The 26,877-nt window shown below is 40.9% G+C and carries 28 protein-coding genes; 7 read left to right on the forward strand and 21 right to left on the reverse strand.

Annotated elements, in window-relative coordinates; all coding sequences use genetic code 11:
* Nucleotides 1–12 precede the first annotated feature (12 nt).
* The 4 genes from V6C27_06600 to V6C27_06615 form a co-directional block, all read right to left on the reverse strand.
* Nucleotides 13–852, reverse strand: coding sequence for a basic amino acid ABC transporter substrate-binding protein (locus V6C27_06600; GenBank protein ID MEG6616096.1), 840 nt, complete (start codon nucleotides 850–852; stop codon nucleotides 13–15).
* A gap of 108 nt (nucleotides 853–960) precedes the next feature.
* Complete coding sequence (locus V6C27_06605; GenBank protein MEG6616097.1) at nucleotides 961–2,505, reverse strand: glycosyltransferase family 2 protein; 1,545 nt, start codon at nucleotides 2,503–2,505, stop codon at nucleotides 961–963.
* 133 nt (nucleotides 2,506–2,638) lie between these two features.
* Nucleotides 2,639–3,418 carry a DUF169 domain-containing protein gene (locus V6C27_06610; GenBank protein MEG6616098.1) on the reverse strand — a complete coding sequence of 260 codons (780 nt, stop codon included), beginning with the start codon at nucleotides 3,416–3,418 and terminating at the stop codon, nucleotides 2,639–2,641.
* A 24-nt stretch (nucleotides 3,419–3,442) separates the two neighbouring features.
* A complete protein-coding gene (locus V6C27_06615) occupies nucleotides 3,443–4,378 on the reverse strand; it encodes a methyltransferase (protein ID MEG6616099.1) in 936 nt (311 codons plus the stop codon).
* A 146-nt stretch (nucleotides 4,379–4,524) separates the two neighbouring features.
* Between V6C27_06615 and V6C27_06620 the strand changes: the two genes are divergently transcribed.
* On the forward strand, nucleotides 4,525–5,877 hold the full coding sequence (locus tag V6C27_06620) for a Na+/H+ antiporter NhaC family protein (GenBank protein MEG6616100.1): 1,353 nt from the start codon (nucleotides 4,525–4,527) through the stop codon (nucleotides 5,875–5,877).
* Nucleotides 5,878–5,958: 81 nt separating this feature from the next.
* Here V6C27_06620 and V6C27_06625 read toward each other — a convergent pair whose 3' ends face one another.
* Together V6C27_06625 and V6C27_06630 are read right to left on the reverse strand one after the other, a co-directional pair.
* Nucleotides 5,959–6,318: a GIY-YIG nuclease family protein gene (locus V6C27_06625; protein ID MEG6616101.1), complete on the reverse strand. Its 360-nt coding sequence runs from the start codon at nucleotides 6,316–6,318 to the stop codon at nucleotides 5,959–5,961.
* Nucleotides 6,319–6,325: 7 nt separating this feature from the next.
* Entirely contained in the window at nucleotides 6,326–6,805 is a 480-nt protein-coding gene (locus tag V6C27_06630) for a DUF6530 family protein (protein MEG6616102.1), read from the reverse strand.
* Nucleotides 6,806–7,047: 242 nt separating this feature from the next.
* Here V6C27_06630 and V6C27_06635 point away from each other — a divergent pair, with 242 nt between their 5' ends.
* The gene (locus tag V6C27_06635; protein MEG6616103.1) at nucleotides 7,048–7,365 is read left to right on the forward strand and encodes an EAL domain-containing protein; all 318 of its coding nucleotides are present in this window, start codon (nucleotides 7,048–7,050) and stop codon (nucleotides 7,363–7,365) included.
* An 88-nt stretch (nucleotides 7,366–7,453) separates the two neighbouring features.
* The gene (locus V6C27_06640; protein MEG6616104.1) at nucleotides 7,454–7,594 is read left to right on the forward strand and encodes a hypothetical protein; all 141 of its coding nucleotides are present in this window, start codon (nucleotides 7,454–7,456) and stop codon (nucleotides 7,592–7,594) included.
* Nucleotides 7,595–7,685: 91 nt separating this feature from the next.
* On the opposite strand, the gene V6C27_06645 is transcribed toward V6C27_06640, so the two are convergent.
* Nucleotides 7,686–9,440, reverse strand: coding sequence for a sensor domain-containing diguanylate cyclase (locus V6C27_06645; protein ID MEG6616105.1), 1,755 nt, complete (start codon nucleotides 9,438–9,440; stop codon nucleotides 7,686–7,688).
* A 293-nt stretch (nucleotides 9,441–9,733) separates the two neighbouring features.
* Nucleotides 9,734–10,879, reverse strand: a complete 1,146-nt coding sequence (locus tag V6C27_06650) for a transporter substrate-binding domain-containing protein (protein ID MEG6616106.1) — start codon at nucleotides 10,877–10,879, stop codon at nucleotides 9,734–9,736.
* A gap of 202 nt (nucleotides 10,880–11,081) precedes the next feature.
* Here V6C27_06650 and V6C27_06655 point away from each other — a divergent pair, with 202 nt between their 5' ends.
* Complete coding sequence (locus V6C27_06655; GenBank protein ID MEG6616107.1) at nucleotides 11,082–11,444, forward strand: PadR family transcriptional regulator; 363 nt, start codon at nucleotides 11,082–11,084, stop codon at nucleotides 11,442–11,444.
* Entirely contained in the window at nucleotides 11,410–12,105 is a 696-nt protein-coding gene (locus V6C27_06660) for a hypothetical protein (GenBank protein ID MEG6616108.1), read from the forward strand. Before V6C27_06655 ends, V6C27_06660 begins: the two co-directional genes overlap by 35 nt.
* A gap of 55 nt (nucleotides 12,106–12,160) precedes the next feature.
* Here V6C27_06660 and V6C27_06665 read toward each other — a convergent pair whose 3' ends face one another.
* The 10 genes from V6C27_06665 to V6C27_06710 all read right to left on the reverse strand — a co-directional run bounded on the left by V6C27_06665 (nucleotide 12,161) and on the right by V6C27_06710 (nucleotide 20,945).
* Nucleotides 12,161–12,742: a thiamine phosphate synthase gene (locus V6C27_06665; GenBank protein ID MEG6616109.1), complete on the reverse strand. Its 582-nt coding sequence runs from the start codon at nucleotides 12,740–12,742 to the stop codon at nucleotides 12,161–12,163.
* A gap of 9 nt (nucleotides 12,743–12,751) precedes the next feature.
* A complete protein-coding gene (gene thiH / locus V6C27_06670) occupies nucleotides 12,752–13,903 on the reverse strand; it encodes a 2-iminoacetate synthase ThiH (GenBank protein ID MEG6616110.1) in 1,152 nt (383 codons plus the stop codon).
* Nucleotides 13,903–14,670 carry a thiazole synthase gene (locus tag V6C27_06675; protein MEG6616111.1) on the reverse strand — a complete coding sequence of 256 codons (768 nt, stop codon included), beginning with the start codon at nucleotides 14,668–14,670 and terminating at the stop codon, nucleotides 13,903–13,905. Before V6C27_06675 ends, thiH begins: the two co-directional genes overlap by 1 nt.
* 15 nt (nucleotides 14,671–14,685) lie before the next feature.
* Nucleotides 14,686–15,489: a sulfur carrier protein ThiS adenylyltransferase ThiF gene (thiF, locus tag V6C27_06680; protein MEG6616112.1), complete on the reverse strand. Its 804-nt coding sequence runs from the start codon at nucleotides 15,487–15,489 to the stop codon at nucleotides 14,686–14,688.
* Between the two features lie 3 nt (nucleotides 15,490–15,492).
* Entirely contained in the window at nucleotides 15,493–15,687 is a 195-nt protein-coding gene (thiS, locus tag V6C27_06685; protein MEG6616113.1) for a sulfur carrier protein ThiS, read from the reverse strand.
* Nucleotides 15,688–15,838: 151 nt separating this feature from the next.
* Nucleotides 15,839–17,590, reverse strand: coding sequence for an ABC-F type ribosomal protection protein (gene abc-f, locus V6C27_06690; protein MEG6616114.1), 1,752 nt, complete (start codon nucleotides 17,588–17,590; stop codon nucleotides 15,839–15,841).
* A 376-nt stretch (nucleotides 17,591–17,966) separates the two neighbouring features.
* On the reverse strand, nucleotides 17,967–18,677 hold the full coding sequence (locus V6C27_06695) for an AAA family ATPase (GenBank protein MEG6616115.1): 711 nt from the start codon (nucleotides 18,675–18,677) through the stop codon (nucleotides 17,967–17,969).
* Nucleotides 18,678–18,793: 116 nt separating this feature from the next.
* Nucleotides 18,794–19,873 carry a ribosome small subunit-dependent GTPase A gene (rsgA, locus tag V6C27_06700; protein MEG6616116.1) on the reverse strand — a complete coding sequence of 360 codons (1,080 nt, stop codon included), beginning with the start codon at nucleotides 19,871–19,873 and terminating at the stop codon, nucleotides 18,794–18,796.
* A 239-nt stretch (nucleotides 19,874–20,112) separates the two neighbouring features.
* A complete protein-coding gene (locus V6C27_06705) occupies nucleotides 20,113–20,451 on the reverse strand; it encodes a YmaF family protein (protein MEG6616117.1) in 339 nt (112 codons plus the stop codon).
* A gap of 68 nt (nucleotides 20,452–20,519) precedes the next feature.
* Nucleotides 20,520–20,945 (reverse strand): Hsp20/alpha crystallin family protein, encoded by a 426-nt coding sequence (locus V6C27_06710; GenBank protein MEG6616118.1) that lies wholly within the window; start codon nucleotides 20,943–20,945, stop codon nucleotides 20,520–20,522.
* A 205-nt stretch (nucleotides 20,946–21,150) separates the two neighbouring features.
* Here V6C27_06710 and V6C27_06715 point away from each other — a divergent pair, with 205 nt between their 5' ends.
* Nucleotides 21,151–21,546: a VOC family protein gene (locus tag V6C27_06715; GenBank protein MEG6616119.1), complete on the forward strand. Its 396-nt coding sequence runs from the start codon at nucleotides 21,151–21,153 to the stop codon at nucleotides 21,544–21,546.
* A 70-nt stretch (nucleotides 21,547–21,616) separates the two neighbouring features.
* Here V6C27_06715 and V6C27_06720 read toward each other — a convergent pair whose 3' ends face one another.
* The 3 genes from V6C27_06720 to V6C27_06730 form a co-directional block, all read right to left on the reverse strand.
* Complete coding sequence (locus V6C27_06720; GenBank protein MEG6616120.1) at nucleotides 21,617–24,085, reverse strand: mannose-1-phosphate guanyltransferase; 2,469 nt, start codon at nucleotides 24,083–24,085, stop codon at nucleotides 21,617–21,619.
* A gap of 4 nt (nucleotides 24,086–24,089) precedes the next feature.
* Entirely contained in the window at nucleotides 24,090–25,310 is a 1,221-nt protein-coding gene (locus V6C27_06725) for a glycosyltransferase family 4 protein (protein ID MEG6616121.1), read from the reverse strand.
* A gap of 102 nt (nucleotides 25,311–25,412) precedes the next feature.
* Nucleotides 25,413–25,787: a carbohydrate-binding protein gene (locus V6C27_06730; GenBank protein ID MEG6616122.1), complete on the reverse strand. Its 375-nt coding sequence runs from the start codon at nucleotides 25,785–25,787 to the stop codon at nucleotides 25,413–25,415.
* Between the two features lie 156 nt (nucleotides 25,788–25,943).
* Here V6C27_06730 and V6C27_06735 point away from each other — a divergent pair, with 156 nt between their 5' ends.
* Nucleotides 25,944–26,843 (forward strand): hypothetical protein, encoded by a 900-nt coding sequence (locus tag V6C27_06735; GenBank protein ID MEG6616123.1) that lies wholly within the window; start codon nucleotides 25,944–25,946, stop codon nucleotides 26,841–26,843.
* The last annotated feature ends 34 nt before the right edge of the window (nucleotides 26,844–26,877 follow it).

A 26,877-nucleotide genomic window follows, 5' to 3' on the forward strand; every position in this document is an offset into this window, starting at 1 on the left:
GCTCTTGCTAATTTATTTTACTTCGCCTGGCAAATAATCGGGTGGTGTCACATTAAACCACTTTTCATAAATTTCAGCGTACTTACCATTTTCTTTTAGAGTATTTAAACCATTGTTAATTTTCTCCAACAGTTCTGTGTTTCCTTTAGCTACCGCGATACCATAATATTCACCGTTTAACACATCGCCAACCATTTTAACTTGACCGGCACCCTTTTTGTCAATAAAGTTTTGGGTAACAGGCAAGTCATTAATAACAGCTTGGGCGCCACCATTAACCAGTTCCATAAATACCAAGTCGGTGGTGTTATATGTCTTAACTGTTGCCCCATATTGAGCGGCAATTTCATTAGCTGTGTCTGCTCCGGTGGTACCAATTTGCACGGCAATGGTCTTGCCAGCCAAATCCTCTGGTTTAACAATGTCGTTGTTTCCTTCTGCCACAGCAATCACTAAACCAGCTTCATAATAAGGCATTGAGAAGTCAACTTGTTCTTCACGTTCTGGTTTAATTGTCATACCGGAGATGGCCACATCAATTTGACCGGTTTGTAATGCCGGAATTAAACCGTCAAAACCCAAACTCTTTAATTCAACTTCTAATCCTTCTACTTCACCAATGGCTTTAATTAAATCAATATCAAAACCAACAAAGTCACCATTTTCATCGGTGGATTCAAAGGGAGCAAAGGTAGGTTCGAAGGATGCTACAATCTTCTCTTTAGCCTGCGCGTTATCGCCAGCTTGTTGTTCTTCAGCATCCGGTTTTTCGCCGCCACCACAGCCCACGGCCACCAGCATTAGGGCTAAAATGGTTAACATAACCAGGCCCAGTTTCAACATTTTTTTCATTTAATAGTCCTCCTTGAATACTAATTTCAATTTACTTATAATTATACATGAATTATTCGCTTTATTTTTATCAATTCCTGCTATATCGTAAAATTTTTTTAAATACCATTATTCTTCCCATTTAACTAATTTGGGGCTAAGATCCAATATGGTGCGATACTGCTCTAGAATGCCGTATTTACCTTCGGGGTCCCATTCCATATATCTACGGTACTTTAAAACCCGATCAATTGGGTTTGCCCAACCTAAATGCTTTATTCTTAGTTCGCTGATGGCGCCCGGTAATTCGGTAATGTTATCTGGAAATCTACCACAATGCAACGCCGCCTCTCGCCAACGGTATGGAAAATTAGGCTGATATCTGATTAAAAAAGGGCGGTAATACTTATGCGCCTGCCAATATTCATCCTCTCGATAATGGGTAGCACTCCAAAAATCAAACAACCGAAAGGAAAAATAATCATAATAGGGCTGATTAATTAGCCTAGGGATTTGATGCAAAACAGCATCTTCAAATATTTCATCAGCATCCAGGCATAAAATCCAATCTGGATTATTACTGATGGTTTGCTGCCACAGTTGCTGACGTAGTTTCCATTCCCCTCCTTTAAATTGAGATTGTCTGTTAGTAATTATTTTCAATGGTTTACCCTTTAATATTTCTTTGCATACCGCAACGGTATTATCCTCACTGCCATCGTCTAAAATTATCGCCTCGTCTATATATTGGCGAGCATGTTCCAACACCATCGATAAGTATCGATTGGCTTCGTTTTTTACCACCATACACAGAGAAAGCTTGTTACCCGTAGTCTTTATATTGGTGCGGATTGGTGTTATTGCTTGGTTGCGAACACAGGTGCTTTTAAAATTCTGTACTCCTGGCAAGTCAGATTCGCGGTAAATGTGATAAGCCGGGTAAAGGTTATCAACATATAGCTCTAAGCCCAATGCCACTGCCCGCAGACAAAAATGTCTATCTTCGCCAATAAAACTTAAATTAGACAATTCCTTAAAACAGGCTCCCCTTTGCAACGCTTTTTTACTAATTAATGTACAGGCTCCTAAACCTCCCACCGGGTAAATGCCGGGTATCTTTAAACAATGCAAATATCCATTAATTCTGCTGACTATTTCCTCTCTTGTCAACTGTTCACCCCGATGCTGGTAGTAAAGGGTGTATTCGTCATTTACCCATACTTGAGGCAAAACCGGTTGCTCAGGTTTAAATTGCGTCCAAAAAATCTCCGAAATGATGTCTTTGTTAGTGGACACCAAGTGGACCAAGGTGGCCGGATGCAACACAATATCGGAGTCTATTAAAAATAAATAATCGTAATGATTGGCCAACGCATAATTAATTATTTGATCTTTATATTCCGCCACTTTAGTTACCAAATCTGCCGTCCAATAATGATTGCTTTCATCACACAGGTATTTGCCTGTTTTTACCCCATCAATAATAATTATTTTTGCATTTTGCCAGTGGAAATTGACCAGCAAATCTTTGGATTCCCGTTGCTGATTGTCATCCACAAACATAAAATCCACCACTAGATTAGTTTTGTCCAAAGCCTTTAATGAATTTAAAAACTCCTGTAAAATTGCCGGCTTTTGTCTGACGGGGCTACCAATTAAAACCCGTTGCGTCATGCTGGTCCCCCCTTATTTACTAATTGCTTTATTCTTATTTGATAAATCACAGTTATATGAATAGATGATAAGGGGGAATATTACATTGAAAGCTAAAATACCAAGGTACTGTCCCTTGGTATTTAGTAATAGCCTATTTGTTTCTTTCTTTAATCCGCAACCACTCATTCATTTCCAAAAAACTACCTGCTACGTTGCTTTCCATTTCTAAAAACATTTTATAAGGAACGGTAAAGGAGAGGACATTCTTGTCCACGCATTTGCGGGCCGAAATATCGGTCAAGCCGATAATGGCCCGGGGGGTCTCGGATTCCTCTTCTTTATAGGGGATAATGCAAACACTGTGGCAACCAGCGCCAAAGGGTGCCACAACATTAAGGTTATCTTCCCGAGCATAATTGGCCAGCACCACTAAAGCAGATAGTTGGTCAGGATTGGCCATAAACACCACAACCTTTGGTGTTTCTCCCTCAGCCACTTGCTCTATCGGCTTAAATACAACATATTCGGTGGGTACGTCCACCATTGGCAGGGAGTCAATAAATTTCTTGGCCAGTTCAGGGTTTTTGATGTAACCCTCCCCGTGTTCCAAAGCCGGCATATTCCTGACTATATTCTTGCCCATTTCACTGTTGCAAAAGTCCGGATTACCCGTTGACAGGAAATACTCAATGCCACCGGGAAAATTAACATAGGTGTTGCCAAAACCTAAACCAGTGCCACCGCCAATACAACCGTAGGTTTTACGGTCAAAAACGGCGGTTTTTCCTTTGGAAGCGGCGCTCATCATTGCCACCACACAACCCCATCTACCTTCCTTAAATTGCAGAGCCGACTCCGGTTTTTCATCGGTCAGCATAACTGCCACTGGGGAATACTTCATATCGATAGCCTGTGCAATTTTACTTTCCACTGTGAACACTCCTTTATTTTAAAATTATGCCTGGGCAATAATTAGTTGTCTGTCTTTAACCTGGTGCATTTTTATACCTCGATAACCGGCTTGCTCTAACCAGTCGGTATACTGTTTTAGCGTCCAAGTACCACCGGTTTTGGTATTGACCAACATGTTTACAGCAAATAGCTCAGCCCTGGCACTGACACCCCTGACAAAATCAGATATTACAATGCGTCCACCGGGTTTTAACACGTTGTGTATCCTTTTAAACAGTGCTATATTCTCCTCTTTACCGTAGATATGTGTGATACTGCCTAAAAAAGCCAAGTCAAACTGTCCAGCAATTACTTCTCTGGTGAAATCACCTGGGGCAAACTTAATGTTTTCATCTGGGGAAAGATTCTTTTCCATTATTTGGCACACCCCTGGCAAGTCTTGCACTGTTACCTCCGCCCCCGCTGCTGCAAAAGGGCGGGCATAATTGAGGGGGCCCCCTCCCAAATCCAGCACCTTAGCTCCTTTAGGTAAATCCCTTAAACAAACAGCGGTGATTTCATCTGCCAATTGCTTAGCACTCCTTTTCATCGCCGCCATAAAACCTTTAATATCCTGTTGAGTGCGCTCCTTTGGCACAGGGGCGCCGGTTTTTAATACTTCCGGAATTTGCGTCCAGGATTTAATGACGTTAAAGGTGTGAATCAGGGCATTGCCTATATATTTATCGCTTTCTTCCGCAAACAATATTTCCTCTGCCTCTACTGTTAGGCTGTATTTATTGTCATTAAAGTTTAAATAACCCTGGGAAATTAAAGCCTCGTTTACCGTCCACAGCGCCCGCAAATCAAAACCAAGTTTAGTGGCCAATTCATCCAATGTACAAGGCTCTTCTCTGATGGCATCAAATAACCCCGCTTGTAAAGCTGCACCCACAACCAATAACTCCTGTGGTACCACTGGATTAGTTAAGTTTGGCATAAAACCCCCCCTTTTTTTAATTTAAATATTCTCTTCAATAATTATAAATTCCTGTTGTACTAAATTTAATGTTAGTTCTTGGTCAAATAGGTGTATACTGATCTATATCGCTTACGAATATGGCTACATAAGGAAGGTAGAATGTCATGCTGTCACTATGGCAATTGACTATATTAATTAGCGCCACTATTATTGGCCTTACTTTAGCTTATGTAAACCATCTGCCGCTGGCAGTGGGTTTTTTATTGGGCTTAAGTACACTTATTTATCAGACCAGCAAAATGGGTACCGATAAAGCTACTATCATCAAGGCTATGAAATCTGGCGTGGTGCAAATGAAAGAGGTTGTCTATATTTTAACGCTGATCGGCATCTTAATTCCCGCTTGGACTGCCAGTGGCACCATCCCCTATATGATCCATTGGGGCCTTAATTGGATAAATCCAACCTACTTTTTAACCGGTTCATTCATCATTACCGCTATTGTTTCGATGCTGTTGGGCACTTGTCTTGGTAGTTTAAGCGCCATTGGTATTCCACTATTTGGTGTCGGTGCCTTAATGCACGTTTCTATCCCTGCGCTGGCAGGGGCACTGGTGTCGGGGGCGGTGGTGGGAGATCGCACTTCTCCGGTATCCAGTGCCAACCATTTAGTGGCGGCAGCCACAGGGGTGAGTATAAAAAAGCAGGCCAACGCAATATTGCCCACCACCATTGGTGCTTTACTGATATCCACCTTGTTTTTTCTAGCCTTGGATTTAATGGGACAATGGGACGTGGCCAAAGGGGTAACGTTAGACTACTCCTTTGATCAATGGTTTAACTTTCACCTCAGTTTACTAATCCCCCCGGTATTGTTGATGGCTGGGATTGTTTTGCGTTTTAAAACCATTAATGCTTTTTTAATGTCCATTATCTCCAGCTTGTTGATCGGCAGCATATATCAATACATAGCCATCGGGCAGTGGCTATGTCACTTGGTTTTTGGTTTTAATGGTACCAATATCAGCGTATTACATAATAAGGGTTTATTAAATATGATTCAGTTAGTTGTGTTAATTGTCCTCACCGGCGCCTTCAATGGTATTTTGGAAGAGACGCGAGTAATCGAACCCTATATCAGAAACATATTAGGTAAGTCTGCCAGTTTGTTGTCAGCCACGCTGCGCACATCAATTTTTGGGGTAATTCTAAATCTGATTGCTTGTAATCAAGCCTTACCCATAGTGATCAGCGGTAGAAACCTTAAACCCATTTGGGCAGAACGGTTTCCTGTCAGTCAATTGTCTAGGGTGATTGCAGATTCTCACGTGGTTTACGCTGCAATGGTGCCTTGGAATATGATGGCCATTATGAGCAGCGCTATTTTAGGAGTGTCTGTGAGCGATTATGTACCCTTTGCAATATTTTTGTGGATATTGCCATTGCTGACAATAGCGTTTTCTGGTTATCAAACGGCCACCAACAAAGCAAAGGTATCAAAGAGCACTGCTATTTGAAGGTGCCCTGATATACTGAAGATAAAACAAGAACCGTCCGGTAGCTCAAAAAGAGCATTGAGACGGTTCTTTGTGATCAGGCTATAATTTTTTCTTATAAAACTCCATGTTTTCTTTAACCAATCTTTCTTCCCAAATCATTTGTAACAGAGCCAACTCTTCGCTGTAATCGGTTTTGGTTTCATCTTTTTTGTCATATTCCAAGTTTTCAAGTATCTCAATGGTAAAGTTCTCGGCACTATATTCTGTCCATTCCTTTTGCAACCCTTTATTAGGATGATTACCAGCACCTAATTTGAATTTAGTACTATTGATTTTGCTTTTTAAATCTTGAGTTGCTTCGATATAACATTTATTGCTGAAGTTAGAACGAATGATAAATACGCCCATCGGTGGCTTCATTTCTTTATACTGCAACTTCAGTTCTTTTTTTCTGTCCATTGACCACTTAATACCCCATCTCTTTTAATATACTTGATAATGTACGCAAGCGTTCACCCAGTAGTTCACCATCATCACTGAGGGCCTGGTTAAATAACTTGATATCTTCATTAATCCTTTCATTGTCAGTACATACCGCCACCGTCATGGCATCACCCTGTAAACCCACCCGATCAATAACTGGCTTTTCTGGGTCATATAGGTTTTCATATCGATAAGCCTCTCTAAAATGTTGTTGGGCTCGGCAAACAAGAATAGCCAAATCCAGCACCCGGTGCAGTGGCAATTCCTCAGACTGCCGAGACCATTTCCCACCGGTATGCCTCCATACCTTGGCCGAAATATCCACCTTGCCCCGATCATTCCATTGGGCTAATCCCAACGACAGCCCTTTGGCATCGGTACTATATGCATATCTGCCGTCAACATTTTCATAGTTGTCAGATACAATTACTGGCTTGTGTTTTAAAGTAGTTGGTATTTTCATTATTCAACCTCCAAATGAATTACTAAATTAGTAAATTACTAAATTGCTGGTTTAATTATATGCCTATAACATTACTATGTCAAGGATATACTTATTTGTACTATAAAAAAGAATGGCTAAAGAAAGCAAAAAGCTGCTTCGGGTATTCTATCCCTTGGCACGATTTTTCTTATATAATTTGTCGTAAAACGTTGTCAAAGGGCTAAATGTATAATAAGCTTATTTTGTAGAAACTTGAAATTATTGCCCTTGATGATTTTGGAACAGGTTATTCATCTTTTTCTAGATTAGGAGAACTAAATATAGACACTGCGAAAATTGATAAATATTTTGTTAGCAAAATATCTGCTGTGGAACAAAAAAAATTAATAATTGGTGATATCATATCTATGGTCCATAAACTTGGCCTTACAGTGCTAGCAGAAGGTGTAGAGGTTGAGGTTCAGAAAGATTACCTGATAAAAAACAACTGTGATATCATGCAGGGTTATCTATTCAGCAAACCTATTCCTGAGAAAAATGCCATTGAATTACTGAAAACAAACTATAACACAAAATAGAAACTAAATAGAAAGGATTATTGACAGAGCAAAATATCACTCTTTAACAGTTAGTGAGATTTGTCAACAAATTGGTCAAGCAATAAAAATGCCAGAAACAGAAGTAAGAAGATTAAAGGGAGCTGGCTTTCTTTATGATATCAGCAAGATTGTGCTAGATGAAAGTATCCTAGAAAAAGAAGGTATGTTAAATGTTCGTAGAAATCTTTATTCAACTGTTGTTAGATAATTAATTGATGTTTTGAATAATTATTGGGAGAACCCACAACACTTGGTGGGTTCTCCCTTTTGTGTCAAAAATGTAGTGTGCATGAAATAAGTTAATCATTACCAAAATCTCTAATGATTTTTTTTATGACTGCACGGGCCTCTTTCCCATGGTTTTCCTTTTCCCAGTACATATTTTGGTCAGCTTTTTTAAATGTGTCGCTCAAACTGATGGCATTCCCATTTTTAATGGCAAACCCAACGGATATACTCAGAGGTAATTTGGGATTAGTGGCGTTGTACCTTGCTATGGCAGCCTTTATTGCATCATAGCTATTTTTTACCGTATCATAATCACTATTGGGCATTAGCACCACAAATTCGTCGCCTCCAATTCGGGCAACAATATCATCTTTGCGAGATGCCCTTTTTATTACATTGGCAGCGGTGGTAAGCAAATCATCTCCGGCATCATGGCCCCAAGCATCGTTAACCAGTTTTAAACCATCCACATCACATACAATAATTCCTACCGGATCACAGTGCCCCTTTTCCAGACAGTGCATCTCCTGCTCAAAATAGCTACGGTTATAAATTCCAGTTAGGGAATCGTGAAAACTGATATATTCCAGCTGTTTCTCCATTCTTTTTCGTTTGCTGATATCTCTAATATCCTCAACAATGCCTAGTAGCTCTCCATCGGGAGCTAAAAAACGGGCAGCGGTAACTATGCACGGTATTTTTACGCCGTCATGACGTTCTTTTTCTACATCAACTTCCACCTTTTCCTCACCGTTGATGATTCTGATCAACGGGCAATGGGCAGTGCCGCAAAAACTACTTTTAAGGGTTTGATAACACTTTTTACCCACAGCCTCTTCGGGGTGCAAACCTGCCAAATTGGCAAAGGTATTATTAATGCGTAGCAAATTGAAATTTTTATCAATAACACGCATCGCACTGGCCGCGGTATTAAATATCTGCCTTAATTCCGCATTGACGCGTTTAATTTCGTCCATCGCCTTTTTGCGACTGGTAATATTGTTAAGCATCACAACAGTACCGATAAACTTTTCACTGATGTCAAGCATTGGTTTGAGTTTAATTCTAAAATAAAGAGCTCCCCGTTTAGTATCCAGTTTTTTGACAAAATCTAATTCTTTAGTACCGATTTCTATAAATTCTCTTAACTCATCAATGAGCCAAGGTAAAGTTCCCATGCCTGATTCATCACCATAATAGCTTACTCCAGGGGTACAGTAATCTTGATAAAACAGTTCGGCTGCAGCGTGGTTCATGGTGTCTATACGACCTTTTTCATCCAAAAGGATAACCGGATTGGGCAAGCTCTCATAAATAGTTAAGTACTTATTTTTTTCATTGGTCATAGTCCGGCTATTAACTTGCAATTCTCTAATTACTTTACTTTGGGGTACATTAACCCCTTCGGTACATAACCCAATCTCTATGCGATCAAAAAATCGATTGATTAATAAACGATAATAATTTTCAGGTTCCCGATCAAAACCCGCCGTTAGTATAAGATCAATATAACTCTGGCGGTAGTATTTGAATAGACCAAGAAACATCGCGGTGTCCACTCCGCGCTCCCGGTGCTTTTGTACTTGCTGAATACCGTAAGAGGCAATGGCATCCTGGGTATAATCAGTGTCTGGATTTAGCTCTAAATCCAAATCATTGTCCTGCAACACTGCTAATATTCGCTCGGACAAATCGGCAATTGACTTACGCCAAGCTTCCCTTAATGTAGATGTATACTTCACATAATTATGCTTGATGGCGTAATTGAGAACCTGGTTTATCAGCCATTCTTCATTATTTTTGATAAGTATAAATAATTCATTCATATACAATCTCCCAATATCCACCACCGGCGGCCGCAATATATTAGAGGCTTAGCTTACACCAAACCTTTTAGACACCGACAAAACCTAAATTTCCCTTGATGCTACCTTACTGCATACATCTTATGTTTGGATATTGTTATTTAATGTAATATTTCAACAAATATAGTGTTAATCCTTTAATCTTTGATAATTATTTCCTCCTTTGGTGGTATTGTCCATCTACTGAACCTAGCCACAAATAAACATAGCCAAGAAATAAATTAATATTTCCTGGCTGGCCAACACATCTTATACTATTTTGCATTTTCAGCATTTAACCACTTGTTGTAGATATCTGCATACTCACCGCTTTCCTTTATTTCTTTAAGCCCTTGGTTAAGCTTTGTCAGCAATTCAGTATCGTGAAGGCGAGCGGCAATTCCTAAACTCTCGGTAGTTAATCTTTCTCCTAGTACCTCAAGATTATTTTCTGTTAAATTAATTTTATTGATTTGAAAAACATCATTTTCAATAAAGGCATCCACTTGGTTACTTTTTAAAGCTGCCAACGCCTCATTTACCGTACCAAACGAGCGTAAATGGCCATCTAATTCTTGTTCCGCAATGGACTGGGCAAGTGTACCGCCTATAACAGCAACTGTTTTTCCTGCCAACTGGGTTACACCCTGAATAGTATCGTTGTTAGAATTTACAACAATACATAGACCGGATTCAAAATACGGTTCAGTAAAATTCATTACCTTTTCACGGTGCTCAGTGATGGTCATGGCCGAAATAATGACATCTATGGTGTTATTTCGTAATGACGGCACTAGCTGGTCAAAAGAAATGTTTTTAATTTCTATGTTAAGGTCAGCTTCTTTAGCTATGGCATTGATTAAATCAATATCAAATCCAACATATTCCCCGGTATCTTCATCAATAAATTCAAAGGGTGGGTAAGATATATCCGAACCGACCACTATCCGCGGTTTGTAATTTAGATAAAGTAACAAGTCCCCAGATTCTTCCTTCGTTACAACATCATAATTGATGGTGTCTGTGATTAACGAAAACGGTATCATTGTATTGCCGTTAATAACATCAATGATGGTATTTAATTGAATCTCTTCGCCATTTACAATGGCCTTTGCCTCGCCGATGGGTAATATAATATGCAATCCGTCTTGTTGTGCATTGGCAGTATCATCAGCATTGCTGTACCAAACCTCTGCACCCATTGCTGCAAATACCGGCCTGAAAGGAACCATTATATTGCCGCGTTGGTCAACCTTTGGTTGTCCGTCAAAATGAACCGGTTGTTCATTGACAAACACACTGACGTCCGCTTGAGCGACGGCTGGGGTTAGCAAAATAACCAAACTAAGCACAGTCATTATTAGCACCAGTTTTAATTTCAATGCCGTCACCTCTTTCTGCATCGATATAATCCATTGCATTAACTGTTTCAACCTCCTTTAGGACAGCTTTAAAAGCTTCAGTTGTAGTTATCTAAATCCTTTATTAACAATACTATTTTCAGTTTCCAAATCCTTCTTTTTCTTGGGTTTCCTTACCTGCAATCTTGACAGCACCACTACTATGCAATACAATATAGCCAGTATATTGTATTGTATAGTAGTGGCGAAAGAGGTGGCGTTATTGATACCGTCACAAATGTTAAAGGGAATATTAGAGGGCTGTATACTAAAAATAATCAGCGAAAAAGAGACTTATGGTTATGAGATCTCCCAACAATTGCAGAAATATGGTTTTAGTGACATTGCCGAGGGTACCATTTATCCCCTTTTGCTTAGACTGGAAAAAAACCAATTTATTACTGCACAATATCGTCAGTCTTCTCTAGGGCCTAAGCGTAAATATTTTTCCATTACCTCCAAAGGGAAACAGGACTTAGAAGCTTTTTGGGCCAGCTGGCAACAACTGCAAACTGCGGTAAATCAATTGTTTAATAATGGGGTGGAAACTAATGCGCAACCAAACCAAGTTGTTAAATCGAAGTAATAATGAATTGGATAAACAGTTAAACGATGAAAACAGCAAAGTAATGACAGATATGGTCTGCTACCTGCGGGTGGCCAACATATCGGAATACCAGCAAGAAATGATTCGGCAGGATTTATTAGAAATGGTTTTGTCCGCCCAGGCACGGGGAGACGATATCAAGACAGTTATCGGTAAGGATTATAAATCATTTTGCGATGAGGTGATTGCAAGTCTTCCTCAAAAAAGTATTAAAGAACAGGTCTTAGATTATCTGGATATCTTTCTGTTATGCACAGCCATTCTTGCAACAATAAATGTAGTATTTTCAAAAACCACCATTGATTTATTACGCAACTTACTTACCGATCAGCCTTTGAATTTCCAAATGCCTGTCACAATCGGTAGTTTGCTGTCCTACTGCATTATTCTAATGGTCGCCATTGCCATTGTTAATTTCATTGGCAAAACAGCTTTTAAACCAGAAAAAGAACATCCACAAAATAAGCTTAAAAGGTTTATGCTTGGTGGATTTATCGGCAGCGGGGTAATGACCATTTTTTTATTAATTGCCTGGTTTGGAAAACAAACGCTCTTTACAGTTAATATTTTTGTTGCCTCTGCATTCATTTTGTTGCTATATGTTGGCCATATATTGCTGCAAAATATCACCAATCCGTAAGCAATGGGAAGACAGGGGACCTGTCCCTTTGTCTTCTCGAGATATGACGCTAACTTTAGCGCCGAAAACTGTTGGTCAGGGCAACTGGATTGGCACAGGTCATGGCTTCGGACATCACACATACGCCCTTTGCCCCAGTCTTTATTATATTCGCCACTTTATCTTGGGTAATGCCGCCAATGGCATATACCGGGATGCTAACTGCATCACAGACCGCTCTAAGAAAGGAAAGCCCTCTGGGTGGCATACCTTTTTTGCAGTGGGTGGCAAAGATATGTCCCGCCACTAAATAGCTAGCACCTAATTTTTCTGCTTCCTTAGCTTCCTCCACCGAATGAACAGAGGCGCCAACAACAAATTCAGCCAGTTTATTTTGATATTGTCTTAGGTCAGACATTGACAAATGAACATTGGTCAGCTCAAGTTGGGCGGCAACGGTAACGTTTTGATTGATAATCAGGGTTACCCGGTGCAAGTCACAAATTTGTTTTACTTCAGTGGCCAAGGCCTGATATTCCGTTAAGCTTAAATCCTTTTCCCTTAGCATTATGGCCTTGGGATGGCCTTGGGCCAGTAGATTAAGCCGATTTAAAAAATCTTCGGGGCAAAGTTTTCGATTAGTAACGCAAATTAACATCGACTGCTCCTAAACCCTTATATAATCTGTATAAACCGGTTGCAACCCTCTACTAACAATCATTTGGTGAACTTCGGCTACACTGCGGGGATCAGAAATTTCAAATTGTTCGTCTCCCTTTTCCTCTTCATTGTGTCCGCCAACACCAACACTGACACCGGCAGAGATTTTGGTTGCTGCCATGCCGATTACGTGATCACGAAAACCAGCCCGCTCTCTGGTGGAAATGGTAATACCGGCAAAGGGCATAAACAAGCGGTAAGCCAGCATCACCTGTAACAGTTGGGTTTCATGGACATCATTCGGATTATTTTCCACGTTATTGATATAGGGTCTTAACCTTGGAGTAGAAAACGAAATTTCCGCATGGGGATATTTTTGTTGAATAAAAAAGGCATGCAAGCCGGCAGCAAAGGCATCCTTTCGGAAGTCATCCAATCCCAGCAGCGCTCCAAAAGCAACCCCCCGCACGCCACCAAGCAAAGCCCGTTCTTGGGCATTAAACCGATAGGGGTAAATTCTTTTTGGTCCCCTTAAATGCACTTGTTCATATTTATCGGTGTTATAGGTTTCCTGGTAAACAGAAACAAAATCTGCACCACAATCCTTTAAAATGGCATATTCATCAATATTTAACGGATAGATTTCAATGCCCACGGTGGAAAAGTATTTATTGGCCAATTTAACTGCCTGACCAATATATTCTAGATCGGAACGAATGCGAGATTCTCCGGTTAAAATTAAAATTTCTTTCAAACCTGTTGCCGAAATGGCTTGCAGCTCGTCTTCAATTTCCGCAAATGAAAGGGCACCACGTTTTATTTTATTTTGGCAGTTAAAACCGCAATAAACACAATGGTTTTCACAATAGTTAGCGATATACAAAGGAGTAAACAGGTAAACAGAATTGCCAAAGTGTTTTTGCGTTTCGCTGGTGGCTTTACGGGCCATGGCTTCCAAATATGGCAAGGCAGCTGGCGATAGTATGGCTGCGTAATCTTCTATAGTTAGATGATCTTTAGTCAATGCTCTTTTGACATCATCACTATTATATTGCTGGTAATCATACTTTTTTACTAACGCCAATACCTTGTCCATAATGTCCGTGTCTACCACATCCATACCGGGTAAGTATTCCATGTGATTTATTTTGTTCATCATTAATCCTCCAAAAAACCAGTTAAAGGGCTGGATGCCTCGGCTTGAAAATTTAACGCTCGTCCCAGTCCGGCTAAATAGGCTGCCCGACCGGCTTCAATGGCTTGTTTAAAGGCCTTGGCCATTAAAGCCACATCATTGGCGGTGGCAATGGCTGTATTACACATCACCGCATCAACACCCATTTCCATGGCTTCACAGGCTTGGGATGGACGACCGATACCGGCATCCACTATGATGGGTAAATCTATTTCATCCACTAAAATTTTAATAAAATCTTTAGTGCACAACCCCTTATTGCTGCCTATGGGAGCCCCTAAGGGCATTATTGTAGCGGCACCGGCATCTACCAATGATCTGGCCACATTTAAATCCGGATACATATAGGGCATGACAATAAATCCTTCCTTGGCTAGGATTTCTGTGGCTTTGATGGTTTCATAGTTATCGGGCAATAAATATTTAGTGTCGCGAATTACTTCCAGTTTTATAAAATCGCCGCAGCCAATCTCTCTGGCCAAGCGGGCAATTCTCACTGCTTCTTCGGCATTTCTGGCACCGGAGGTGTTGGGCAATAAGGTAATGCCTTTGGGGATGTAATCCAAGATATTTTCTTGACCCCCTAAATTGGCCCGCCGCAAGGCCAGGGTCACCATTTCAGCGCCGCCTTTTTCAATCACTGCTTTGATAAAGTTGAGCGAGAATTTACCTGACCCCAGGATAAATCTGGATTGAAACTCATGTCCGCCAATAATTAATTTGTCACTCATTTTTTGCACCCTTTCTTATACCTCTTCAATTCCGATTAATAATCGCAGCACCATGTTTGCCTGATGGCCAGCACAAATTTGTACTCTGGGTGCCATCAAGCCGTTACCTACTCTGGCTGCACTTTCCTTATCTCCACACACATATAAACGCTTCATTGGTCTGGCTGTCTTAATTAAATTAGCACTGTCATAACCAGCCATGCCGGATGCAGACACTATTTTAATATCGTTAAGCTTAGTTAAGGCCTCGTTCACCAACGTTGACTTAGCCTCAGGTTTATCAAAGGCTTCGCAAATAATGTCATAACCCTGGAAAAGTTCTACAATATTTTCTGCGGTCACTTTTACTTGCTGAGTTTCAATTTTAATAAAGGGATTAATATCCTCCAGTTGTTTTTTTAGGGCCAGCGTTTTGGGTAGACCTAGATGGCTGATACTGTAGTTTTGCCGATTTAAGTTACTTGGTTCCACAATGTCAAAATCCACCAGCAGTAACTGTCCCACACCAATTCTGGCCAACATCACGGCAATATTAGACCCCAGACCCCCTAAACCAGCAATGGCTACCTTGCCTGCTTTGAGCTTTTGATGTACTTTGGGTGTATGGCGAGCCATCATCATGCTCTCAAGTTCTTCTTGTTTAGGCATAGTGCCTTTGGGGATGATGGTTAAGATATCATTTTCTGTTAATGGACAGTCAGCTTCAATTTGAAAACCATTTAAAATTACAATATCCGTTTCATTACCAATTTGCTTTCTCACTGCAAAGGCTGTCTCACTAACCAGCTCTAACTGTTTGCCATTAACTTCTAACTTCATAGATTAGCCCCCACCCACAAATTGCACAATTTCTAACGTATCTTCATCCCGTAGCAGCACATCCTTGTAGGTAGCTCTGGGAGTAATTTTGCCATTATGTTCCACGGCAATGGTGTTAATATCAAATCCTTGGGCTTCTAAAAACGCCAATAATGTTTGGCTTTGTTCTAGCAAAATAATGGTACCATTTACTTTCATTTGCTACCCTCCTTTAAATTCGGACAAAAAAAGCACAAAACAAGCAACACCCTTTCGGTGGTGTTCCCCATTTTGTGCTTCGCTTTATTATTTTTTTGCTAGTAATATATTATAATCTGCCACTAATTTAGTCAAGCCCAGTTGCTTTGTATCATCGGCGGCTTAGCAGTTGCTTAGCTTTATTTAGTTCTTTGGCTGTTGATAAAAACCTTTCATTTAGGCTGGCCTTTTCTTCTTCATCTAAAACTCCGTTTAGTTTACCGCCCAGAAAGGCCAATTCAATTTCCAGTTGTCTGACAGTATCGGTTAACTGTTGGTAGTCTGCACCAACTTTGGCTTTGGCCTGTTGTTCTTGCATTTTTGCTAAATAGTAATGATAATCACCGTCGTAGCGATGTAACCTTTGGTTATCTATCACCAGCACAGTATTGGCCAATCTTTGAATAAAGTAGCGGTCGTGGGATACAAACAGCATGCTGCCGCTAAAATCGGCCAGTACCGCTTCCACCTTTTCTTTGGATTGCATATCCATATAGTTTGTGGGTTCATCTAACACCAGCAAATTGGCACCGGATAAGATCAATTTGGCAAAGGCCACCCGACCCCTTTCCCCCATGCTGAGCTGATTTATCTTTTTAAAAACATCGTCTCCCCTAAAGAGCAAACAGGCCAAAAGTAGTCTGGCCTCGGCCACGGTTGGCCCTTGGGTTAAAGCCTCATCCAATACGGTGGCCCCGGGGTTGAGGTTATCCAGTTGTTGGGCAAAGTAGCCAATTTTTACCGAGGGGTTAATGGTGACATGACCACTGTAATGCTGGTCCAGCTGACAAATGATTTTCAGTAAAGTGGTCTTGCCCGCACCATTGGCACCGATGAGGGCAATTTTATCACCCCGCTTGATGTCGAAGGATATCTGTTGCAACACCGGTTTATCACCAAAGGATTTGCTGACGTTTTTTCCCTGGAGCAAATATTGGGGCAGTTTGTTGTGATTTATATTTTTGTTGATAATCTCAAAGGCCGGAGAAACCGCCTTTACCGGTTTATCCACTTTATTCTCTTCTAGCCGGGCCAGCTCCCGTTCCTTTGCTTTCAGGACATGGGCGTGTTTTTTGGCCTTGGAGCGATAAAAGTCGTTTTGCCCTGCCGCTTTATGGGCGCTGCTGTACCAATTTTTGCGCTGGTTAATTACTTCTTTCAGTTGTTGAATTTTCATTTGCTGCTTATTGTACTGGCGGGTGAGGCTATCTTCCTCAATTTCCTTTTGCATTCTGAAAGCAGAGTAATTGCCAGGGTAAACCCTTAACCCGTGGCCGGTCAATTCCCAAATTTGATTAACCACATTATCCAGAAAGTAGCGGTCGTGGGATATAACCAATAGGGGTTGGCTTAAACCCGTGACAAAGTCCTCCAACCACTGATAGCTGTTAATATCCAAATGGTTGGTGGGTTCATCAAGAATCAGTAAATCAAAGTCACTGACCATTGCCCGACAGAGGGCCAGCTTGGTTTTTTCACCACCACTTAAGGTGAGCGCTGGCTGTTGCCATTTTTCCTCGGCTAAATTAATCCGGTGCAGCGCCTTGGTTACGGTAGCTTTAACATCCTTGGTTGGTTTATGGCTGGCTGCCACCACCCGATAAATTTCCTGGTAAACTGTTACATCGGCGTCAAACACTGGGTACTGTTCAACATAAAGAATTTTACCATGGTCTGGCACACAACTGATTTTTCCCCCGTCGTACACCTCTCGCCTCGCTAAAACTGCGGCCAAGGTTGTTTTACCAATGCCGTTTGCCCCCACTAAACCAATTTTATCGGCGCTATTAATTTTGCCGCTGATATTCTTTAGCACCGTCTTTCCTTTATAGCTTTTGCTTATATTATCAAAATGTAGATTCATCATATCATCCCCTTATCATTAAAAAAGTTAAAGAAATGATAGTGTAAAAAACAAAAACTGCAGTAAACACCCAGGTGTTATACTGCAGTTGGTATACAATATTATAAAGCTACCTAAACAATAGCTTTAAAATTATCGTTTAATTTTCCTGTTAGTGTTTTTTAACTATCATTTCTAAAAAAGTACACACTACCCCTACGGCGGTGATGAACACTTTTTAGAAACTATTGAATTTTGTTTAGTTAAAAAACACTTTCTTCATTGGAATCCTCACTTTGTTTTAGTTTAAACTCAGTTTGATTTTACTAAACAACCGCTGTGCTGTCAACAAGTCCGGACTTGATATCTGGTTGATCTTACTGTTGACTAAGTATGGTTAATCACCTAAAATTTTTTGCAAAAAACTTTCTCTATTTTGTAAAAAATATTTTGTTATTTGATAATGGTCTGTCATCTCGTAATCTATCTCTTTAATGGTACCATTATCAAAACTAAAGATTGTGGCGTTGGGATAACCCATAAGGATTGGAGAGTGTGTAGCAATAATAAATTGACTATCACCGGACAAAACCAGCTTGTGTAAGATTCTTAGAAAAGCCAGTTGTCGTTGAGGTGATAATGCAGCCTCTGGTTCGTCCAATAAATAAATTGCTTTGCCCTTAAACCGATTGGCAAAGAGCGCTAAAAAAGATTCTCCATGGGATTGTTGATGTAAGGAACGTCCACCATAAGCATCATAGTATCCCACTGTATCAATATGAGAAGCAAAATTATAAAAAGTCTCCGCCCGTAGAAAAAAGCCCTTCGTCAATTTAGGCAACCACGAAAGTCTAACATATTCACCAAGGGCTGATTCAGCGGCATGGACATCATAATAGTTATTCCGTCCCCCACCAGCTGTATTAAACCCGCATCGATCAGCAATTGCTTCTAACAGTGTGGATTTGCCTGTGCCATTTTCGCCAACAAAAAAGGTCACTTGATTATTAAATTCTAATTGATGAAGATTTTTAATTGCAGGAATCGAAAAAGGATATTTATTAAAAGATGGAATTTGTTCATGCTGCAGTTCAATTTTCTTTAACATACTATCACCTACAGTTGCTATAGATTATATATGAACCAACAACTTGTTGGGAAGGGGTATAATTTAAAATCAGAAAGCGTAACCACATTTACTAGAGGTTACGCTTTCCTTTAGTACTATCTGCGCTTATTCTTTTCTTTTAAAAATTTTCTTGCCTGTTTCATACCACCCATACCGGCAAACATTCTGTTAATTTTTTCATGCTCAACTTGACGTGAGTTCAGTTCTTGGTATTTCATCTCAGTCTGCAGCTTATTATAACTATTCAGCCGATCAACAGCGAGAATACCCTTTGCAATTGCTTCTCTAACTGCACAGCCTGGCTCATTTTGATGTGTGCAGTCGTTAAAGCGACAGTTTTGCGCCAGGTCATCGATATCAGCAAAGGATTTAGATAGATTAGCACTTTCTATTTGCAATTCACGCATCCCCGGAGTGTCGATGATGACACCCCCCTGTGGCAGTACAATTAGCTGTCTGTGGGTGGTGGTATGCCTGCCTTTATCGTCCGCCCCGATTTCGTTGGTGGCAAGTATTTCTTCACCCAGCAGGCAGTTGATCAGCGTAGATTTGCCGACACCAGAGGAACCAATGAATACAGCGGTTTTACCTTTACCAATATATTGGGATAAAGTTTTATATCCATCAGCGCCTTTGCAGCTGGTAACCAGTACATCTACCCCAATGGCTACATCCTGCACCTGTGAAAGTTTAACTGGTATATCATTACAAAGGTCTGATTTTGTCAGCACCACCACCGGGGTGGCCATACTGTCCCAAGCAATGGCCAGGTATCTTTCTAATCGACGCAGATTAAAGTTGTTATTTAACGACATGCAAATAAAAACAATATCAATGTTGGCGGCCACTACTTGTTTTTGATGGGATGTACCCGCTGCCTTCCGTACAAAAGCGCTTTTGCGATGCAAAATATGATGAATAATGGCATTGCCACCACTGTCATCCCGGCGGTCCACCATCACCCAGTCACCAACCACGGGGTAATCTGAGTTGTCCCTGGCAATATAGCCCAGTTTGCCCGAAATCTCAGCTTGGATTTCGCCGATTTCTGTAACCACTTTGTATAAATCTTTGTGCTGTACCGCCACTCTACCCAGATATAATCCCTCATACATAGTGGCCTGTTGTTCAAAGCGGTCAGTCAGTGCTACCCGATATAAATTAGCCTTTGTCATTCTTGCCTTAACCTCCCATATATTTGTGGTTTAACTGGTGGGGAGGTCGGAGAGTCTGCTTACTCTGCAGCTACCTCCCCGCAAGATACCGACTCAGCTTTATATGTTTTAAACATAAATTTCAACTCCTTTCATTTTTCTTAGTATAACAGGTCATATTCACTAATAACAAGTGCAGTAAAAAAATCCAGACACCACAAAGGGTGTCTTCAACAGGGCTATTCATTTAATTAATTTAATTAATCCATTTCCACTCTTACTGCATTTGTATAACCCATAATGGCATGCCGGTGTCCGTCGTCATAGGTTGTAACAAAATCACCATAATGGTTGTGGTAACCGCCCGGCAAATTAACAGCCAAACTGGTGGTTGCTCTGTAGCGGTGATAATGTCCGTCTTGGTAAGTGGTTCCACCAACTATTTCGTGATAATGACTATCTCCGTACGGTATCGCAGGTCCTGTGATACCAGGATAAATATGACAGTGTCCATCGTTACAGCTGGTAACGCAGGTATGATCGTGAACATGGCTGTCATTATTGTTGTTATTGTAGTTATTGTTATTATTATTAACCATTTTCCAATACCCCCACAATTTGGTTTTAGTTACTTTATGAAGGGCATAGAAAAAAGGTTACAACTTTTCTAGTTAAAATCAATGTCTATCCGCTTTTTATCTTTCACCATCTTGGGCATTCTTACTTCCAATACTCCATTTCTGTAAGATGCCTTAACCCCCTCATGCTCCACCGGGCTTGGCAACGAAATGGACCTTTGAATATGACCTACATAACGCTCTTTTCTGTGCATATTTTCTTCTTTAACTTCACTGGTTCTGCTGATAGAGGCACTAATACTTAGTAGATTATTGTCAATAACATCAATGTCGATATCCTCTTTCTTTTCCAATCCTGGAATATCACAGGTGGCCACCACTTCGGTATCGGTTTCATGTACATCCACTCTAATACTACTATTTTCAAAGGCTGAAGGGAAATCCGACAGCAATCGGTCAAACTCCCTTCTGATATTACTTAAATGCCTAAGCGGTTCATAGGGTACCAGTGCCATTTCTCTTACCTCCTTGTTTTTTAATCAAGGATATTATTTCTAAATGAGATAAATATTATTCAAAGCAGTGGCCGCTGTTTATTATGTTTGCAGATGCTATAACAACACACAGACCCCCAATGCCTCATGTTTAACGCATAGCGTTATTCATTGTTAAAGGTTAGCTGAATTTGTTATAATACTGAATAAAAAGGAGTTTGCATACATGTCAAAAATTACCCCATTTTTAATGTTTAAAGGAAACGCCGAAGAAGCAATGAACTATTACATTTCTTTAATTGATGACTCAGAAATAACCAGCATTACTCGCTATGGTGCCCACGATGTGGGAGATGAGGGGACTGTTATGCAGGCTACCTTTTCCTTAAATGGTCAACAGTTTATGTGTATAGATAGTAATGTGGAACATGCCTTTACATTTACACCTTCCTTTTCTATGTACTATACCTGTGATAGCGAAGAAGAAATTAACCGACTTTATGAGGAATTGTCTAAAGCCGGAGGCGTACTGATGGAATTAGGCGAATATCATTTCAGCAAGAAGTTTGCTTGGGTGGTGGACAAATTTGGTATTTCTTGGCAGCTCAATCTGCCAAAATAAAAGACAGTAAATCTTAAATAAAGTCAAGACCTAGTGTGCTTTGCTTAACACTAGGTCTTGACCTTATTGCCTATTCCCCCACTATTTTATTGATTTTATCGATATACAAATCCGTTAACTCTTCAGCTATTTCCATGCTGCTACCTTCGCAGTAAACTCGGCAAATTGGCTCTTCGGGGTCCGGCAACACCAGTGCCCAGCCATCGGGATGAAAGACCTTAACACCATCCAACAATTCTAGCCGACCGGGCTTTTGTTCTATTAGTTTGCGGATCACCTTCCCCTTGGCCTCCCAGGATACCTTAACCTGCTTTTTGTTGACGAAGAAGGTGGGAATCTCCTTTACCAGCGTTGACAGAGTAAGTTTTTCTTTTGCACAGTATTCCAGCACTTTGGTCAAACCCGCCAGGGCATCAAAGTTGAGCAAAAACTGTGATAGGTTTTGGCCCCGCTGATCATCTTGGATGATCACCTGTTCAATAAAATCTTGTATGGCTGTTTTGGTGCGCACCACTGTGCTGTTGTAACGCTGGGCCAAATCCTCGATGGCCATCGGTGCGGTCACCGGCACCACCACTGGGCCGCCCCGTTCCTTTAAAACAACCAAAGCCAGCAATGCGGTCAACATATCCTCTTGGATTGCCTGACCCAGCTCATCAACTAAAATCATGTTATCGCCGTTGGGGTCGATAATGGCACCGGCATCGGCCTGCTTGTCAATTACCGCCTGGCCCAATTTGGGCAGTAGGCTTTGGTATGTCTGCCAACTGGCGGGTTGCTTGGCATCAGCATGTTCAGCAATATTTTCTACAATCAGATTAGCGTTCAATGCCAACCGGGAAACGTAGGGTTCAAAATTTTTGTAGTCGTAAGCCATCACCACCCGATAGGCTGCTCCGCGCAATGCCCTAATATCCAAATTATCAGTTAGGCTTTCAATGTAGGCTTCGGCCACACCGGGCACCAACGCGGTGGACAATATATTGGTATAATCTGCCCGGCAGTAATCGCCCTTGGTCAATTTGTTCTCAATTTTACGTTCTTCATTGCGATTCAAATTGCCCCCCCGGGAATTAATAAACACCAGCGTCACTTTATCTGGTCTCCAGGGGGATACTTTAACATGCACCCCGGCATCACAATTCAGTTTTCGCGCCGCATAGCGATGAATGGGTGTAATTACCGACCCAATATCCTGTACTTGAATCCCCATGGACTGCAAACCAGCGCCTAAAGACTGTTTTATCATTCGGCACACCGGATAACTGTCACTAGATAAAGTTACATTGGCATTGGAGCCCAGCATAGAGCCCAACGCACTGCCAATGCGGGAGGCAAATTCCGGGTTGATTTCAATATTGGCTAAACCAGTGATGCCATCAATGCCAAAAATATTTTTAGGCGTGTTGGTGCCCCAAACAACATTTCTGTGCACCGTGGCCCCTGCCTCCACCAGCTTATTAGGCCATAATTTTACATCGGGCTTAATCAAGCCCCGCTCTTTAATGGTGGAGTCGTCCCCCACAACAGACCCTTCATAAACCGCGGCATTGGCATACACTTTAACGCCATTGCCCAATACCGCTCCTCTAATAGAACTATTTGGCCCCAAATAAACCCCATTACATAAAACACTTCTTTTAACAGAAACACCCGTCTCCAAAATACATCCTTCCCCCAGGATGCTATAGGGTTCAATTCTGGCGTGGGGGCCAATTTGACAACCATCCCCAATTAATACCGGCCCCTTTATGTTGGCCGAAGGATCAATTGTTACCCTGTCACCAATCCATACCCCGGGGCTTACTTCTCGTCCGGGAATTGCTGTCAGCACCTGCTTATCCAGCACATCCAAGTGAGACTGCAGGTACTGTTGCAGATTGCCAATATCGCACCAGTAGCCGTCAAGTACCATGCCATACATTGGCCGGTTGTCCCTTAGCAACAGGGGAAACAAATCCTTACTAAAATCAAATTTTTCTCCCATTGAAAAATAATCTAAAACCTCAGGTTCTAAAATGTAAATACCGGTGTTGACGGTGTCGCTAAAAACTTCCCCCCAACTGGGTTTTTCTAAAAATTGACTAATTCTACCATCCTTTTCGGTAATTACTACACCATATTCCAATGGCATATTGACCTTTGCTAGCACCAAGGTGGCCACCGATTTATTTTGCCGGTGAAACTCCAACGCTTTAGTTAAATCAAAATCTGTCAGGGCATCACCACTGATCACGATAAAGGTTTCATCCAAAAAATTTCCAGCATTTTTGACACTGCCGGCGGTACCCAATGGCACCTCTTCTACAAAATAGCGCATGCTAACACCAAATTCAGAACCATTGCCAAAGTGATCACGGATAGAATCAGGAAGATATTGGAGAGTGACACCAATCTGATCAATATTGTGTTTTTTAAGAAGATTGACGATGTGCTCCATCATTGGCTTATTAACCACCGGCATCATTGGTTTGGGACGATTACAGGTCAGTGGTCTTAAACGGGAACCCTGACCACCGGCCATAATAATTCCTTTCATTAGGTTAACCCTCCTGTATCAATTGTTGCCCGGCTAAAACTTTTTCCATCATACCAGTGTGATTTAATAACCCTTGATACAACGCCAGTGTTTGTTTAGCAATGCTGCCCCAGTTATATTTAGCCATCACTTGCTGGTATGCTTGTTCTTTCATTCTTTTTGCCGATTCCGGATTCAGAAGTATATGTAAAATATTGTCTGCCAAAGAGTTTTCATTGCCCACATAGGCTTTCAAGCCATTGATGCCATGGTTAATGATTTCCCCTAAGCCACCAGTATCTGAAACCACCACCGGGGTTTGGGCTGCCATACCTTCCAGCGCCACAATGCCAAAGGGTTCATATAAACTGGGGAAAACCGCCACATCTGACAGTTGATAGAGGTTGTTGCGGGTATTATCATTAACATAGCCAGTAAAGTAAATGTGTTGCTCCACCCCCATTTTCTTTGCTTGACGTTTAAGGGCAATTTCATTTGGCCCTTTGCCAGCGATAATAAATTTAGTATTGGGATGATAGTGCAATATTTTGGGAATGGCATCAATTAATACCTGCACGCCCTTTTCCCTCACCAGCCTGCCCACATAAAAGACTATTTTTTCGTTGGCAGCGGCGTAATTTTCTCGGTTAACGTTAGTCTCTTTAACTGTAAAGTTTTCTACATCTACACCATTGGGGATGACAATTAACTTATCCTCAGGTACTTGAAACACATGCCGCAACTCGCCCCGCATATAATTACTACAAACAATAACCCGCCAAGCTTCATAGCAAAGCCACCATTCAATATCACTAATGTGGCGCTGCAATTCATTATGCAACCCGTTGTTGCGTCCATATTCTGTGGCGTGAATGGTAGCAATTAGGGGAACGTTCAAAGCGTGTTTCAATGCCCGGGCGGCATAGGCCACCAACCAATCGTGGGCATGGATAATGTCAAAGGGTTTGGTCAGATCTTTAATTAACGATAAACACTTTTCCAAAATTGCCACGTTAAGTTGCATTACCCAGGTAATAAAGTCCGGTGACGATACTTGGTAGGGAATTACCCGATAAACATGAACACCGTCAACAAGTTGGTAATCCGGCACCCCTGGGGAACCAATGGTAATTAGATGAATTTCTGCCTGCTGTTGGGCCATTGCCTTTGTCAGGTCATATACATGCTGGGCCAGCCCGCCCACACTTTTAGGCGGGTATTCCCAAGACAACATTAAAATACGCATCCCTCAACCTCCTGCCGTCATTCTTCTCTATTATTTTCTAGATACAGCAAATTATTCAAAAATAAAAAAGGGGGTGCTACCCCCAAAATATATGCAAGCTTGCTATCCGTTATGAACTTCAAAACTCCAATTCAAACCATTATTGTTATCCCAATTATTAGCTGGGTCGTGGAAACAGAAGTTCATTCTGGTGCCAACCTCTGGCACTCTGATGGTCTTGACAAAACCATAGCCGGTTTTAGCCATTTTCACATCTTGCACTGCATTCCATTTGGTTGAATCACCATAACCATAATGCAAATACATATCCTTGGCACCACTGTTAGCTAACAACCCATTATACAAAACACATATTTCTTCACCGGCAGTGATCGGTGTGGGATCAACAACAACTCCGCCAGGATAATCCGCGTCGTGCATATCCTTTAACCTAAATGCACCCATTGAGTGATCGCCAAAATTGGTGCGACTGGCCATATGCAGCACCTCCAAGATATTTTTTCAAATTTAGTATTGACCGTCCCAGTCTTTTTATCACAGGAAAATAAAAGTTATAGTTGCTTATTGTAACACCCATGGAAAGCAAGCCATATAATGTAAAAGCATTAGAATTTTATGAAGGAGGTTTTTTTTGTGGAGCGTGATCATGACGACAAAAAAAGGAAATGTGAATTCGATGAATTGAGCGAACAGCTTCATAAACAAATAGAACTACTAAAAAAATTGGTCAATTATTTAAACGCAATACTGGATGACAAACTGGACTGTGGATTACCTAAAATAAATAAAAGCCTTCGCGAGCTCGATCACAAAATGAACTATGTGCTTAGCAAAAAATCACAATTCGGGCTATACGAAATCAAAAAAGGCATTCACGAACTGGAAAAGCTAATTAAATCAGAATTCGGCAAAATAGACAGAATAAAATTTTTACTAACGGACAAAGACTTTGGCCTGAAAGAAATTAAAAAAGAAATCAAAGATATTGAAGATGCCATTAACGACCCGAAATTTGGCCTGAAAGAAATCAAAAAAGAAATTAAAGACATTGAAGAGGACATTAAAAAAGTACGCTTCCCTAAACTAGGTATATCTGAGATCCTTTTAAACCCCACCTTTGGCCTGCCGGAAATTAAAAGAGAAGTGGCCGGTATTGAGGACATTGTGCTTAGCCCCACTGTTGGTTTAAGTGAAATCAAAAAGGAAATTAAAGAGATCGAAGATATCGTTAAGCACCGTAAGTTTGGCTTAGAAGAAATCAAAAAAGAGGTACAGGATATTCAAGACAAGGTTAACGATAAAAAGTTTGGACTAAAAGAAATCAAGTGTGAAGTTTTTGACATTGAATGTAAGTTAGATAACCCCGAGTTTGGATTGAAGGAGATTAAAAAAGAAATTAAAGAAATCGAACGTAAGCTGGATTGGATCATTGACGATATGAAAAAACATCATAAGGACTTCAAAGACTTTAAGGATCACAAAGAACATAAGGACCATAAAAAGAAGGACAAAGATCATCACTGCGGTTGTTAACAAAGCGCCCACATGATGAAACAGGAGGAGATCT

Source organism: Peptococcaceae bacterium 1198_IL3148 (genome assembly GCA_036763105.1).
Lineage (GTDB): Bacteria > Bacillota > Desulfotomaculia > Desulfotomaculales > Desulfohalotomaculaceae > JBAIYS01.

Excerpts from the sequence above, each read along its gene's own strand:
- V6C27_06645 (MEG6616105.1), bottom strand. The coding sequence starts at position 9,440 with ATGAATGAATTATTTATACTTATCAAAAATAATGAAGAATGGCTGATA.
- V6C27_06710 (MEG6616118.1), bottom strand. The coding sequence starts at position 20,945 with ATGGCACTGGTACCCTATGAACCGCTTAGGCATTTAAGTAATATCAGA.
- V6C27_06605 (MEG6616097.1), bottom strand. The coding sequence starts at position 2,505 with ATGACGCAACGGGTTTTAATTGGTAGCCCCGTCAGACAAAAGCCGGCA.
- V6C27_06640 (MEG6616104.1), top strand. The coding sequence starts at position 7,454 with ATGCCAGAAACAGAAGTAAGAAGATTAAAGGGAGCTGGCTTTCTTTAT.
- thiF (MEG6616112.1), bottom strand. The coding sequence starts at position 15,489 with ATGAAGTTAGAAGTTAATGGCAAACAGTTAGAGCTGGTTAGTGAGACA.
- V6C27_06695 (MEG6616115.1), bottom strand. The coding sequence starts at position 18,677 with ATGTTAAAGAAAATTGAACTGCAGCATGAACAAATTCCATCTTTTAAT.
- thiH (MEG6616110.1), bottom strand. The coding sequence starts at position 13,903 with ATGATGAACAAAATAAATCACATGGAATACTTACCCGGTATGGATGTG.
- V6C27_06730 (MEG6616122.1), bottom strand. The coding sequence starts at position 25,787 with ATGGCCAGTCGCACCAATTTTGGCGATCACTCAATGGGTGCATTTAGG.
- V6C27_06600 (MEG6616096.1), bottom strand. The coding sequence starts at position 852 with ATGAAAAAAATGTTGAAACTGGGCCTGGTTATGTTAACCATTTTAGCC.
- thiS (MEG6616113.1), bottom strand. The coding sequence starts at position 15,687 with ATGAAAGTAAATGGTACCATTATTTTGCTAGAACAAAGCCAAACATTA.
- V6C27_06675 (MEG6616111.1), bottom strand. The coding sequence starts at position 14,670 with ATGAGTGACAAATTAATTATTGGCGGACATGAGTTTCAATCCAGATTT.
- V6C27_06665 (MEG6616109.1), bottom strand. The coding sequence starts at position 12,742 with ATGTTAATTTGCGTTACTAATCGAAAACTTTGCCCCGAAGATTTTTTA.
- V6C27_06650 (MEG6616106.1), bottom strand. The coding sequence starts at position 10,879 with ATGCAATGGATTATATCGATGCAGAAAGAGGTGACGGCATTGAAATTA.
- V6C27_06630 (MEG6616102.1), bottom strand. The coding sequence starts at position 6,805 with ATGAAAATACCAACTACTTTAAAACACAAGCCAGTAATTGTATCTGAC.
- V6C27_06705 (MEG6616117.1), bottom strand. The coding sequence starts at position 20,451 with ATGGTTAATAATAATAACAATAACTACAATAACAACAATAATGACAGC.
- V6C27_06620 (MEG6616100.1), top strand. The coding sequence starts at position 4,525 with ATGCTGTCACTATGGCAATTGACTATATTAATTAGCGCCACTATTATT.
- rsgA (MEG6616116.1), bottom strand. The coding sequence starts at position 19,873 with ATGACAAAGGCTAATTTATATCGGGTAGCACTGACTGACCGCTTTGAA.
- V6C27_06615 (MEG6616099.1), bottom strand. The coding sequence starts at position 4,378 with ATGCCAAACTTAACTAATCCAGTGGTACCACAGGAGTTATTGGTTGTG.
- V6C27_06720 (MEG6616120.1), bottom strand. The coding sequence starts at position 24,085 with ATGAAAGGAATTATTATGGCCGGTGGTCAGGGTTCCCGTTTAAGACCA.
- V6C27_06625 (MEG6616101.1), bottom strand. The coding sequence starts at position 6,318 with ATGGACAGAAAAAAAGAACTGAAGTTGCAGTATAAAGAAATGAAGCCA.
- abc-f (MEG6616114.1), bottom strand. The coding sequence starts at position 17,590 with ATGAATCTACATTTTGATAATATAAGCAAAAGCTATAAAGGAAAGACG.
- V6C27_06660 (MEG6616108.1), top strand. The coding sequence starts at position 11,410 with ATGCGCAACCAAACCAAGTTGTTAAATCGAAGTAATAATGAATTGGAT.
- V6C27_06715 (MEG6616119.1), top strand. The coding sequence starts at position 21,151 with ATGTCAAAAATTACCCCATTTTTAATGTTTAAAGGAAACGCCGAAGAA.
- V6C27_06725 (MEG6616121.1), bottom strand. The coding sequence starts at position 25,310 with ATGCGTATTTTAATGTTGTCTTGGGAATACCCGCCTAAAAGTGTGGGC.